Raw genomic sequence first — 12,566 nt, 5'->3', positions numbered from 1 at the left:
CGTTCACTCCATCATTTCATCAATACGATCAACCAATTTAAAGATACCCGTGGCGGCTTCGCTAATCCGCGTGGCGAGCATATAGGCAGGTGTTGTGACGACGCGATGCTCTAAGTCCACGACAATATCCTCGACGCTACAGCTGCGGTGTAGCCCACCCATAGCACTGATGGCACCTGACACGGCGGGGTCATGGCCGATAGTCACTGCGATGCCTTCACCCAGCAGACGGGGCACCATCACCGGTGCAATGCACATTAGGCCAATGGGCTTAGCGTCTTGTTTAAAGCCCGCTAGCGCATCTTTTAGGCTCTCCAGCACCTGCATGCTGTCGCCTTGCGTAGCAAAGTCAGACAAGTTCTTAGCGGCACCAAACCCACCGGGCACAATCACCGCGTCAAATTCATCGGCATTTAGCTCGGTGATAGGGCTGATCTCGCCTCGGGCCAGCCGGGCCGACTCTTGCAGTACGTTGCGCGCCTCCCTCTCAACAGGTGACTGGGTTACATGATTAATCACATGGTGCTGCTCCACATCCGGCGCAAAACAGCGGTAACCAATGCCCAACTGATCCAGGCGCAGCAGGGTTAGTGTGGTTTCGTAAATTTCTGAACCATCAAAAACGCCGCAGCCTGCTAATACGATTGCTACCTGTTTGGTCATGCCTATCTCCTTATGGTCGCCGTTATTTTCACCACTTGCCTAGCGACTTGGCAAACGTTTCACTCTAGTCAGTCTGCCTAACCGCCACAAGGCGGCTTTCGCCGCAGGTTATGGCTGATATACTCACTGTAAGCCTACGGGCACCCTTATGTTAGCGTTTTGCGGAGAACTCCTTTGAGTATACCAAGCACCCGTCACTTCCCCGCCACTCGTATGCGCCGCATGCGCCGTGACGACTTCTCACGTCGCCTGATGCAGGAGACAACGTTAACGCCGGCAGATCTTATTTTCCCGGTGTTTGTGCTAGAGGGTGAAAACAAGCGTGAAGCCGTCGCTTCAATGCCAGGCGTTGAGCGCTTATCCATCGACCTGCTCATTGAACAGGCCCGCGAAGCTCATGCCCTCGGCATTCCGGCGCTGGCACTCTTCCCCGTAGTGGGCAAGGAGCAGAAGAGCGAACTGGCGGAAGAAGCTTATAACGCGAACGGTTTGGTGCAGCGCTGCGTACGTGCCCTAAAAGAGGCGCTACCAGAGCTTGGTATTATTACCGACGTTGCCCTCGACCCTTATACCATTCATGGTCAGGACGGCATCATTGATGAGCAGGGCTATGTGCTGAATGACCGCACCGTAGACACCTTACTCAAGCAGGCGCTCTCCCACGCTGAAGCGGGTGCCGACGTTGTGGCCCCCTCCGACATGATGGATGGTCGCATTGGCGGCATCCGTCAGGTTCTGGAGCAGGAGCACCTGCACAACGTGCGCATTATGGCCTACAGCGCCAAATATGCCTCTCACTATTACGGCCCCTTTCGCGATGCTGTCGGCTCCGCTGCCAACCTGGGCAAAGCGGATAAGCGTACTTACCAGATGGATCCTGCCAACAGCGATGAAGCACTTCATGAGGTTGCCATGGATATCGCTGAAGGCGCCGATATGGTGATGGTCAAACCCGGCATGCCTTACCTAGATGTAGTACGCCGTGTCAAAAGCGAGCTGCAAGTGCCTACGTTTGCCTACCAAGTAAGCGGTGAGTACGCCATGCATCGCGCCGCCTTCGATAACGGCTGGCTAGAGGCTGAACCCGTGATACTTGAGTCGCTGATGTGCTTTAAGCGCGCCGGCGCCGACGGAATATTAACGTACTTTGCCCTTGAGGCCGCTCGCCTGCTACAGCGCTAACCTCTCACTTCCCTAGTTACGCTGCTAAGATGACAAACAGGTGACACCTGTTTGTCATCTACCCCCTTCATACTGCCGTAAATAAGCGTTAACACGCTATGCTTGAGATAGGTCATTTACGCGGGGCAGCTATGGACAACCAACTATCAGATTCAATGCCATTAACGCCTACTGAGCCATACAGTGGCGAAGGGGAAAGCTTGCCACTGCGCATCAATCGAACGCCCACCGGTGTGCAGGCACGGGAGTCCCACTCGGAAGCCGACTTGGACGACCCGCAGCTCTATTTCAACCGCGAACTTTCACATTTGCAGTTTAATATTCGCGTGTTGGAACAAGCGCTGGATGACGCGCACCCGCTTCTTAACCGACTAATGTTTCTGCTGATTTTTTCATCCAACATGGATGAGTTTTTTGAAATTCGCGTTGCGGGCCTAAAGCATCAGCTAGCACTGGGCGATGATACCACCGCCGCCGACGGCCGCTTGCCTAAAGCGCTACTGGTAGAAGTCTCCGAGATTGCCCACCAGCAGATTGCGCGCCAATATCAAATTTTAAATGAGGTGCTGCTGCCTGCCCTGGAGGCGCAGGGGCTACGCTTTCGCCGCCGAGATCAGTGGGATGATGCCCTAAAAGCCTGGGTACAGGCGTTTTTTGAGCGCGAAATCATGCCGGTGATTAGCCCTATCGGCCTGGACCCCTCCCACCCTTTTCCCCGCTTGGTGAATAAAAGCCTTAATTTTATTGTTGAGCTAGAGGGTAAAGACGCCTTTGGCCGTGCGGGGGGAATGGCGATACTTCCCGCACCTCGCTCGCTGCCTCGCTTAATGGCCCTGCCCAAAGAACTTTGCGCTGAGGGCTTTTCGGAGTATGTGTTTTTATCCTCCATGATTCACGCTCATGCCGAGGAGCTGTTCCCTGGCATGCGTGTACGCGGTTGCTACCAGTTCCGGCTTACGCGGAATGCAGATATGACCGTTGACCCGGAAGAGGTCTCCGACCTTGCCTCGGCACTACGCGGCGAACTGCTGGCCCGCCGCTATGGCAGTGGCGTACGCTTGGAGGTAGCCGACAACTGCCCCGATGATCTTGCCGACTTTCTACTGCGCCAATTTGAGTTGGAAACCAATGACCTATACCGGGTACAAGGGCCCGTTAACTTAACCCGCATGATGGCAGTACTCGGCGATGTTGACCGCCCAGAACTGCTGTATCGGCCTTTCACACCCAGCGTGCCCAAAGTGCTCAAGGGCGGCAGCCTGTTTAGCGCTATCGCTAAAAGCGACATATTGCTGCATCACCCATTTCAAGCCTTTTCGCCAATTGAGGACCTCCTTCGCGAGGCTGCCCGCGACCCGGACGTGCTGGCCATTAAGCAGACGCTTTACCGAACCGGCGCCGACTCTTCTATTGTGAGTGCCCTGGTGGAAGCCGCTAGCCACGGCAAGGAAGTCACTGTGGTGATAGAGCTACGGGCGCGCTTTGACGAGGCGGACAATCTACAGCTAGCTGCAAGGCTACAAGAAGCTGGAGCCATTGTGATTTACGGCATTATGGCCTATAAAACTCACGCTAAAATGCTGCATATCGTACGCCGAGAAAAAAACGAGCTACGCTACTATGCCCACTTGGGAACCGGTAACTACCACGCTAAAACCGCCAAACTGTATACCGACTACAGCCTGCTAACTTCGAACACAGCACTGTGTGCCGACGTGCACAAAGTCTTTCAGCAGCTTTCCGGTATGGGCCGTGCACGAAAAATCGATACCCTGCTCCATGCACCCTTTACCCTGCACGAGCGTTTGGTAGAGATGATCGACCGTGAGGCCCAGTTAGCCCGCAAGGGCAAGCGTGGTCATATCATTATCAAATGCAATTCACTGACAGAACCCAAGCTGATTAAAGCGCTGTACCGTGCATCCCAGGCAGGGGTGGAGTGCGACCTGATTATCCGTGGAATGTGCTGCCTTAAACCAGGCATTGAAGGCGTCTCGGAGAATATTCGCGTGCGTTCTATAATTGGTCGTTTTTTGGAGCATACCCGGGTGTTTCACTTCCACAACGACGGCAAATCGGAAATCTGGTGCTCAAGCGCTGATTTTATGTCGCGCAATATGTTCCACCGAGTTGAAACCTGCTTCCCGCTGCTGGATAAGAAGCTCGCCAACCGGGTTCGTAAAGACTTAGAAACCTACCTGGTCGATAACTGCCAAAGCTGGCTACTGCAGAGCGACGGCAGCTATCAGCTACAGGATCCTGGTAGCAGCGATGCCATTAGCGCTCAAGAAACGTTGCTCTACGCCTACGCGTCAAAAAGCTAGCTGTATATCTACAAACCCCATCAAAAAAACCCGCTGCCTAGTGCAGCGGGGTAATGCATCAATACTCACTCTTCACCAATGCTCGCTCTTTAAGCGTAGCGCTGTCTTAATATCTTGGCGGCCTCCACCATGTTAGCCAAAGCCGACTCTACTTCTGCCCACCCACGGGTTTTCAAACCGCAGTCGGGATTCACCCACAGCCGTTCGGCGGGGATCTTTTCCAAGGCTTTCTCCATCAAATCAACCATCCAGCTCACTTCGGGGATATTCGGAGTATGAATGTCATACACTCCTGGCCCAATTTCATTCGGGTAGGCGAAGTCCTGAAACGCATCCAGTAGCTGCATATCTGAGCGGGAGGTTTCGATGGTGATCACATCGGCGTCGAGTGCCGCAATGGCGCCGATAATGTCGTTAAACTCCGAATAGCACATGTGGGTATGAATCTGTGTGCTATCAGCCACGCCTGCAGCGCTTAGCTGAAAACTTTCCACGGCCCAATCCAGGTAGCCTTGCCACTCTTGCTGACGCAGCGGCAGCCCTTCGCGTAGCGCTGGCTCGTCAATCTGGATCACCTGAATACCGGCTTTTTCCAGGTCCACCACCTCATCGCGCAGCGCCAAGGCGATCTGTCGACAGGTAGTGGCCCGGGGCTGGTCATCGCGAACAAACGACCACTGTAAGATGGTGACCGGCCCGGTAAGCATCCCTTTCATCGGTTTTTGGGTCAGAGTTTGGGCGAACTCGCTCCAGCGGACGGTCATCGGCGTCGGACGCGTGACGTCACCAAAAATAATCGGCGGCTTAACACAGCGGGTACCGTAACTTTGCACCCAACCAAGGCGGGTAAAGGCAAAGCCCTCTAGCTGCTCGCCGAAGTACTCCACCATGTCGTTACGCTCGGCTTCGCCGTGCACCGGCACATCTAGCCCTAACGCTTCCTGTCGCTCAACGGCGTAGGCGATCTCTTTACGCATACGCGCTTCGTAGTCAGCTTGACTAAGTTCACCTGCTTTAAATGCCCGTCGTGCCGCGCGAATATCATTCGTTTGTGGAAAAGAGCCTATCGTGGTGGTGGGAAACAGCGGCAGTGCCAGCGACCGCCGCTGAGCCACAGCGCGCTGCGCGTACGGAGAACAACGCTGACTATCCTGCTTGGTAATCGCCGCTAGACGCTGGCTTACCGACGGCTGGTGAATGCGCGCGGACTCTCGGCGAGTATCTAAGGCCCGTGTTGCTTCGCTCACCCGCTGCTCGTCTAAGGCAGTGGCACAATTATCGACGAGACGTGCCAACGTAACGACTTCATCAATCTTTTGGCGCGCGAAGGCCAGCCAGCTCACTAAATCGCTATCTAGCTCAGCTTCCTGAGTCAGGTCTACCGGTACGTGTAGCAGTGAGCAGCTTGGCGCTAACCATAACCGTTGTCCAAGGCGTACTTTTAGGGGCAGTAAGCGTTCACGCAGTGCAGCTAAATCCGCGCGCCAAATGTTGCGCCCATCCACGAAGCCAATAGAAAGCACTTGGTGCGGGTTTAACCGATCAATCACGTTGTCAATCTGCTGGGGCGCACGAACCGCATCAATATGCAGTCCTGCCACGGGTAAGCGGGTAGTTAATGAGAGGTTGTCGCCCAGCGCGCCAAAATACGTGGCGACCAGTACCTTAACCGGTGCCGACTGCAAGCGATGATAAGCGCGCTCAAACGCCTGTTGCCACGCTTGGGGCAAATCCTGCACCAGCGCAGGCTCATCCAACTGCACCCACTCAATGCCCTGGGTCGCCAGGCGAGACAAAATATCGCTATACACCTCCAGCACGCTATCCAACAGCGTTAAGCGGTCGAAGTCGCTGCCCTTGGTTTTGCCCAACCACAGCCAGGTCAGCGGGCCGGTCAGGGTTACTTTGGGCGTAAAGCCTGCCTGCAGGGCTTCCTCCACTTCGTCAAACAAGCGCTGAGAAGCCAGCGTAAACGTCTGTCTTTCATGCAGTTCCGGCACCAGGTAGTGGTAATTGGTATCGAAATATTTGGTCATTTCGCAGGCGGCCGCAGGTTTGCCGCTAGGCGCACGGCCACGCGCCATGCGAAAGGCCGTGTCTAGCGTTACGTCTCCCGCAGAGACCTCTTTTTGAGCGCCAAAGCGCCCTGGCACGGCGCCCAGCATCACTGAAACATTAAGCACCTGATCATAGAATGCAAAATCGCCAACGCTAACAAAATCCAAGCCAGCGTTTTGCTGCGTTTGCCAATGGTGCAGACGCAGCGCCTGTCCTGTTGCCTCTAACTCTTCACGGGTTACCTCACCTCTCCAGTAGGCTTCGGTTACTTTCTTGAGTTCGCGCTGAGCGCCAATGCGGGGATAGCCGAGAATATGAGAAACTGTCATGATGAATCCTTCCAACGTGAATGACTTCTCACAGTCTGACCACCTACAAAAGGTGAATCAAACTAAAGTTTTTAATACCCAAAATGAAATAAAATCACAATGATTGAATTACGCCATCTGCGAACGCTGCTTGCTCTGCGAGAAACCGGCTCCCTGGTAGAGGCTGCTGAGCGCGTACACCTCACCCAGTCGGCCTTATCGCACCAACTTAAAGACTTGGAAAGCCGAGTAGACAGCCCTCTATTCGCGCGTAAAACCCGCCCCGTTGAATTTACCCGGGCAGGGCTGCGTCTTCTGGCGTTGGCTGATGAGATTCTGCCTGCGGTGCGTAAAGCTGAGCGGGACCTAGCCCGCTTAGCAGGCACGGAACAGGGGCGGCTGCATATGGCCATTGAGTGCCATAGCTGTTTTCAGTGGCTGATGCCTACGGTGGATTATTTTCGCGATCACTGGCCAGAAGTGGAGATTGATATTCCCAGCGGCCACCACTTCGACCCGTTGCCCGCACTTGCCCGCGAGCAGTTGGACTTGGTGATTACCGCTGACCCCCAGCCGCTAGAGGGCATTCACTATGCGCCACTCTTTCGTTACGAGGGGCTGCTGGCCGTTGCACGACAGCATGATTTTGCGGGACAGGCGTTTATCGAACCCCAAGCGCTTGCCGAAGAGACGCTGATCACCTATCCGGTAGAACACGCCAGGCTGGATGTCTTTAGCCAGTTCTTATCCCCCGCCAATGTACGGCCGAAAGAGATTCGCACCGCCGAGCTAACCATCATGATGATGCAGCTAGTGGCCAGTGGGCGCGGCGTCTGCGCGCTGCCGAACTGGGCGCTCACCGAGTATTTAGAGCGCGATTACGTGTGCGCCGTTAAATTAGGTGAAAACGGTATTTGGAGCACGCTATACGCCGCGATTCGTAAAGACAACCTAGACACGCCATGGATGCAGGACTTTTTACGCACCGCCCGGGAAACCTCCTTTGCTGTGCTAACCGGTATTAAGCCGGCAAATCGCGACGAGGAATCAGCAGCGTAAAGCGTGCGCCCCCCAGGGTAGGGCTGGTATCGATGGTGACACTCCCCCGGTGACCCGCCATGATTTTCTGGACGATGGAGAGCCCCAGCCCATAGCCACCGGAGCTGCGGGCGCGGCTATCATCTAACCGTGCAAAAGGTTTGAAAATATCGCCACGTGCTTCAAGGGGGATACCGGGGCCGTCATCTTCAACATCAATACGCACGAGGTTAGGCTCACCACACAGGCGAATCACTACCTGGGATTTGCCATAGCGGCACGCGTTACCTACCAGGTTTTGCAGTGCCCGCTGCAGGTAGCGGGGTTCAGCGTACAGCTCAATATCATCGCCAGGATCAAGGGTTAAGCTCAACCCTTTATGCAGCGGCGACAGCGTATCAATGACGCGCTCAGCCATTGCTCGGCACTCGACCAGCGCCATCTCTAACTCAGCGCCATTAATGGTTTCGCCGCCTAAACGGGCATAGGTGAGGATTTCATCGACAAGCTCATCAAGCTCTGCGATATCGGCGTCAATTCCCTGGAGTTGGCGCCGAATAGCGGGCTGATCGGTCATATCTTCAACCATTTGTACCGCAAAGCGAATACGCGCCACGGGCGTGCGCAGTTCATGGGAAACGGCGCGGATCATCTCCTGTTGCCCACGCAGTAAGGTTTGTACTTGATTTGCCATGCCGTTAAACGCCATGCCGACACGACCTAAAAAGTCACCACTCTCTACTTTAACGCGGGTTTCTAAACGCCCGCTGGCAATCCGCGTGGCCGCAAGTTCCAGGCGTGCCATCCGGGCTTCAATACTGCGCATAATTAAGTAGACAATGAGGCTAAGTACAATCATTAAGCCGACTAATAGCGGCAAGTGCAGGTTCACTGGCAACGTATCGCCACGGGAGATGGGGCCAGCCTGCACCCACTGGCTTTCGTTAGGTAGCTGATAGAGTAAGGTGATTGCCAGTTTATCGGTCGCAAGCCGCGTAAGAACCCCGCCCAGCGTTAGTTGAAACTGCTGTTCGAGCGTTAGGTCGTCAGGCAGCGTGGAGAGTAACGTGAGTGGCCAACTGCCTGCTCGTAACGATGCCATAGCGGTTGCCCGCTCATTGGCGGGCGTGTCAGCAAGCCACTCGCCCAACAGCACAAGACTGCCCTGCCACTGCCGCTCGCTCCACGCCACCAGGGTGGCTTCCAGCATCCAGCTACCCTCGTCGTTGCCTGAGGGTAGCCGCTGGCGAAGCCGCCATGGCGATTCCGCTACCACCACATTGCCCCGCTCTATGCGAGTTCGCTCAAAATAGCCAAGCTCAGCGTCTTCCAGCGAGCGTAGCGATAGCTGCATTCCCAGTGTTTCAGAGAATCGGCCAAGGCGCTCTTCACGCTGCGCCACGGGTAAATCAGCAAGCTGCTGGGTCATTAGTGACATAGGCAGTGCGGCGAGCTGCTCCCGGTAATCCTCACGGCGAACCTGCTCAATAAACGAGCGCCCACCCAAAGCAATCAGGAATACCACACACAACGCTAGCCCCAGCAGTAAATAGAACCTTAAAAAAGAGCCGTGGCTGAGCACTCGCCGCATAAGGCGAACCTCTCTAATTAACTGTCTTTAACAAAAAGATAGCCTTTGCTACGCACTGTTTTAATGCGGTGAGGCTGGTTGGGATCGTCGCCAATTTTGGGCCGAATACGCGAGACACGCACATCAATTGAACGATCTTGCCCATCGTATTTGATACCACGCAAATCGCTAAAGATCTCTTCTCGGGTCAGTACCCGGCCAGCATTGCGGGCTAATAACCACAAGAGATCAAATTCTGCGCTGGTTAGGTCAATACGCTCGCCAGATAACCACGCCTCTCGGGTCGCGTTATCTATCTCCAAATTCTCAAACTTAAGGCGCATTTCGCCATCGGCGGAGGGGCCATCAGCACGCCGCAGTAGGGCACGCATACGGGCCAGCAGTACCCGCGGCTGAACCGGCTTGGGCACATAGTCATCCGCCCCCATTTCTAGCCCCAGCACCTGGTCTAAATCATCGGTGCGGGCGGTCAACATCATGATAGGGCCGGCAAAATTAGGCCGCACACGCCGACAAATAGCTAACCCATCTTCCCCTGGCAGCATTAAGTCGAGAATGACGAGATCAGGCTGCAGGGTTAAAATGCGATCAACACCCTTCGCGCCGTCGGACTCTAGCGTGACTTGAAAGCCGTTGGCCTCTAAGTAATCACGAGTGAGTTCCGCCAAGCGCTGGTCATCTTCAATAATCAGCACGTGATCCTGATCAGGATAGTCAGGCACCGCTGGCTCTTGTGACCCAAGTGCTTGAAATTGCTGCTCCAAGTGATCTGTCATCCTTTTTCTTCACTCCGCTTAGGTCGTATGTGTAAACACCCACTTTCTTTTGCTAAAAGTAGGTTGTGGTAGTGTTCAGGATACCTCAAAACCACGCCAACGCCTGCCTCTTCCTGCTTATCTTGTTGAACCGTTCAGGAGCACCTTGATTATTCCATCGTCAAGCGCTAATGTGAGTTAAGACTAACTGTCGACAATCTGACGGGAGGAGAGAGCGATGGACAGTGGCAAAACTAAAAGTGTCATCAAGCGCATTTATGTACCCACCCAAGTGCGCGACTTGCCCAATGGAGAAAAATTAAAGATCCCTGGGCATTACAAAGCGCCTCCCAGCAGCAATAACTTACCTGACTAACTCACTAAGCAACCCTATCGTAACTCCATGTTTAGGTAACGAAAAAACACCACTAAAAAAGGCAGGCTCATTAGAGCCTGCCTTTTTTAGTGGTGTTTGCCTAAACAGAGCAGCGTCCAACTCGCTACCCTTTGGGCCCAAGCAAGAACCAGGCAATCAAACCAACCAGTGGGAAAAACAGCAATACTAAGATCCATAACAGCTTCGCTATACCGCCAGCAGAGCTTTTAGCAACCTTAACCACGGCCCAAATCACAATAATGAGCCAAACAAGACCTAATAAACCACCTACTTCAATACCCATAGCAACTCCTTAGCGTGTTGGCATCCATGAGTTTCCAGCTAATCACAACATATCGCCGCTGACAAGTTTGATCCAACGTCACGGTAGGCTCAGCACCATTTCACCGTCACGCATTTCAATCGCCAGCAAGTTTAAAAAACTCATCCCAAGCAGCACCGTATCGCGCTCCATACCTGGGCTAATCGACCCCTGAACATTGTTTGCGCGTATACCGCCTAAAGCCACTTCATCTAACATGGTCAAGCTGCCTTCGACACGCCCATTCGCCGTATTAAACCAGGCACTGCGGCCTGGTTCTAAGCCTAAGCTAGCGGCTAAATCCCGAGGTACTGCAACGTAGGTAGCGCCGGTATCCAGCAAAAACGTCACCGGTTTGCCGTTAATCTCACCTGGCGCCTCAAAATGCCCCGAGCGCGTGCGTTTTAGGGTGACAGGGCCACCGTCAGGCGTGGCATTCATAACATAGGCGTTGGGTGTCATGATGTTGTCAAAGCCACCGTCAACCAACCAAGTGCCTGCTCCGATAAGCAGCACCCAGAAAAGCAGCATCATGACGATACCACCGCGCTGCGCTGTGTATGAAGTCATGCGCCTCCTTAGGCTTTACGCTTTTCTATGCGCTTTTCCATGCGAGCGCGGCTTCGCGCCCTCGCCGTTCATTAACGCTTGCACAAATCAGCATGGCGATAATAAATAGTCCCACACACAATAGAATAGACGCTTGCAGACCAATGAGCGTTTGCAACACACCGAGCATGACAATCCCCAGCACACCCGCCAGCTTGTTCGCCAACCCCCAGAAACCAAAAAATTCGGCTGATTTCGCCAGTGGCGAAAACAACCCGACAAGCGCCCGGCTAGCGGACTGGCTAGACCCTAAACTTAGGCCCGCTAAACAGCCCACCACTAAAAACACGTGCTGCGCCTGCCACTGCCAGCCAAAGCGACTGTTTGCCCAAACAGTTAACTCTGGGGTGGCCCAAATAGCCACAATCGCCGTTACCCATAGTGCCAGCGTCATTTGATACGTGCGCTTGGCACCCAGCCTGTCCTGAAGAAACCCAAACCCGAGCGCCCCCGCAGCAGCGGTAATTTGTACAATAATAAACATGATATTGCGGACGCTTTCATCCCAACCAATGACCTGGGCGCCATAGATAAAGGCAAAGGCAATAATGATGTAGACCCCTGCCATCGAAAACAGCAGCGACACCAAGAAAATGCTTAAGTCTTTGAAATAGCGGAGTTCATGAAGCGTCGATAGTACGCGCTGTTTAGCGATGCGGCCATAGGCAACGCCGCGAGGCTGCGGCGTTCCCCGCTCTTTAAGCCATAAAAACGTCGGAATGGCAGCTAATAAGAAAAAACCGGCAGCAAAAGGCCCTACCCAGCGTATCCGTTCAAAATTCTCTAGCGTGGCTTCGCCAAGCACTGCCAGCGTGAACCCTGCAGCAAAGAGGCCACCTATGTAGCCTAATGCCCAACCAAAACCAGAAATCTTACCCAGCGCATTCGGCGGCCCAAGCTCTGGTAAAAAAGCTGCAATAAAGGACTCTCCCATGGAGTACGCGTAGTTAGAGAGCACAATTAGCAGTAGCCCCGCCACAACAAAGCCTGGCTCCACAAAATAGAGCATCGCAGTCGTCATCACCGTGGCAAGATAACTAATGAGCAAAAAGCGTTTTTTTTCAGCACGGTAGTCCATCACCGCACCGCACAATGGGGCTGTTATTACTACCATCAAATAGCTGATGGCCAGCCCTAAACTCCATAGAAAGTTGGCAAGCCGAAAACCGTCTCCCCGGTCGCCTACAATCACCGTGGTAAATAGCTCGCCAAAAACAACGGTAATAATAAGTAAGGTATAGGCCTGATTGGCAAAATCGAACATCGCCCAGCCAAAAATTTCGCGGCGCGATGCATAGGAAGCAACCGGTGCAGCAGTAGCAGGCAGCATTGATGACTCT

10 protein-coding genes are annotated in these 12,566 nt (G+C 54.0%); 3 read left to right on the top strand and 7 right to left on the bottom strand.

All coding sequences use genetic code 11. The features are described 5' to 3' along the window. Nucleotides 1-3: 3 nt before the first annotated feature. The gene (locus BB497_06600; GenBank protein ID AVI62397.1) at nucleotides 4-663 is read right to left on the bottom strand and encodes an isoprenoid biosynthesis protein ElbB; all 660 of its coding nucleotides are present in this window, start codon (nucleotides 661-663) and stop codon (nucleotides 4-6) included. Nucleotides 664-837: 174 nt separating this feature from the next. On the opposite strand from BB497_06600, the gene BB497_06595 reads away from it, so the two are divergent. Both BB497_06595 and BB497_06590 read left to right on the top strand, forming a co-directional pair. Next, entirely contained in the window at nucleotides 838-1,845 is a 1,008-nt protein-coding gene (locus BB497_06595; protein ID AVI62396.1) for a delta-aminolevulinic acid dehydratase, read from the top strand. A 131-nt stretch (nucleotides 1,846-1,976) separates the two neighbouring features. Beyond that, nucleotides 1,977-4,169: an RNA degradosome polyphosphate kinase gene (locus BB497_06590; GenBank protein ID AVI64284.1), complete on the top strand. Its 2,193-nt coding sequence runs from the start codon at nucleotides 1,977-1,979 to the stop codon at nucleotides 4,167-4,169. Between the two features lie 89 nt (nucleotides 4,170-4,258). On the opposite strand, the gene BB497_06585 is transcribed toward BB497_06590, so the two are convergent. After that, nucleotides 4,259-6,556 (bottom strand): 5-methyltetrahydropteroyltriglutamate--homocysteine S-methyltransferase, encoded by a 2,298-nt coding sequence (locus BB497_06585; GenBank protein ID AVI62395.1) that lies wholly within the window; start codon nucleotides 6,554-6,556, stop codon nucleotides 4,259-4,261. A 99-nt stretch (nucleotides 6,557-6,655) separates the two neighbouring features. Here BB497_06585 and BB497_06580 point away from each other — a divergent pair, with 99 nt between their 5' ends. Beyond that, nucleotides 6,656-7,594, top strand: coding sequence for an XRE family transcriptional regulator (locus BB497_06580; GenBank protein AVI62394.1), 939 nt, complete (start codon nucleotides 6,656-6,658; stop codon nucleotides 7,592-7,594). Here BB497_06580 and BB497_06575 read toward each other — a convergent pair. The 5 genes from BB497_06575 to BB497_06555 form a co-directional block, all read right to left on the bottom strand. After that, complete coding sequence (locus BB497_06575) at nucleotides 7,557-9,164, bottom strand: two-component sensor histidine kinase (GenBank protein AVI62393.1); 1,608 nt, start codon at nucleotides 9,162-9,164, stop codon at nucleotides 7,557-7,559. The genes BB497_06580 and BB497_06575 overlap by 38 nt on opposite strands. Nucleotides 9,165-9,181: 17 nt before the next feature. Continuing rightward, nucleotides 9,182-9,940, bottom strand: a complete 759-nt coding sequence (locus tag BB497_06570; protein AVI62392.1) for a DNA-binding response regulator — start codon at nucleotides 9,938-9,940, stop codon at nucleotides 9,182-9,184. A 479-nt stretch (nucleotides 9,941-10,419) separates the two neighbouring features. Then, on the bottom strand, nucleotides 10,420-10,599 hold the full coding sequence (locus BB497_06565) for a hypothetical protein (protein ID AVI62391.1): 180 nt from the start codon (nucleotides 10,597-10,599) through the stop codon (nucleotides 10,420-10,422). A 78-nt stretch (nucleotides 10,600-10,677) separates the two neighbouring features. Further along, nucleotides 10,678-11,187, bottom strand: coding sequence for a peptidase aspartic, CHP02281 (locus tag BB497_06560; protein ID AVI62390.1), 510 nt, complete (start codon nucleotides 11,185-11,187; stop codon nucleotides 10,678-10,680). Nucleotides 11,188-11,212: 25 nt separating this feature from the next. Then, nucleotides 11,213-12,556 carry an ABC transporter permease gene (locus tag BB497_06555; protein AVI62389.1) on the bottom strand — a complete coding sequence of 448 codons (1,344 nt, stop codon included), beginning with the start codon at nucleotides 12,554-12,556 and terminating at the stop codon, nucleotides 11,213-11,215. Nucleotides 12,557-12,566 lie beyond the last annotated feature (10 nt).

The organism is Halomonas sp. GFAJ-1 (assembly GCA_002966495.1).
Lineage (GTDB): Bacteria > Pseudomonadota > Gammaproteobacteria > Pseudomonadales > Halomonadaceae > Vreelandella.
Note: the sequence above shows the minus strand (reverse complement) of the source record. Positions and strands in the feature narration are given on the sequence as shown.

Bases quoted from the DNA above. Each gene is read 5' to 3' on its own strand.
- BB497_06600 (AVI62397.1), bottom strand. From the start codon at position 663: ATGACCAAACAGGTAGCAATCGTATTAGCAGGCTGCGGCGTTTTTGAT.
- BB497_06590 (AVI64284.1), top strand. From the start codon at position 1,977: ATGGACAACCAACTATCAGATTCAATGCCATTAACGCCTACTGAGCCA.
- BB497_06585 (AVI62395.1), bottom strand. From the start codon at position 6,556: ATGACAGTTTCTCATATTCTCGGCTATCCCCGCATTGGCGCTCAGCGC.
- BB497_06580 (AVI62394.1), top strand. From the start codon at position 6,656: ATGATTGAATTACGCCATCTGCGAACGCTGCTTGCTCTGCGAGAAACC.
- BB497_06575 (AVI62393.1), bottom strand. From the start codon at position 9,164: ATGCGGCGAGTGCTCAGCCACGGCTCTTTTTTAAGGTTCTATTTACTG.
- BB497_06570 (AVI62392.1), bottom strand. From the start codon at position 9,940: ATGACAGATCACTTGGAGCAGCAATTTCAAGCACTTGGGTCACAAGAG.
- BB497_06565 (AVI62391.1), bottom strand. From the start codon at position 10,599: ATGGGTATTGAAGTAGGTGGTTTATTAGGTCTTGTTTGGCTCATTATT.
- BB497_06560 (AVI62390.1), bottom strand. From the start codon at position 11,187: ATGACTTCATACACAGCGCAGCGCGGTGGTATCGTCATGATGCTGCTT.
- BB497_06555 (AVI62389.1), bottom strand. From the start codon at position 12,556: ATGCTGCCTGCTACTGCTGCACCGGTTGCTTCCTATGCATCGCGCCGC.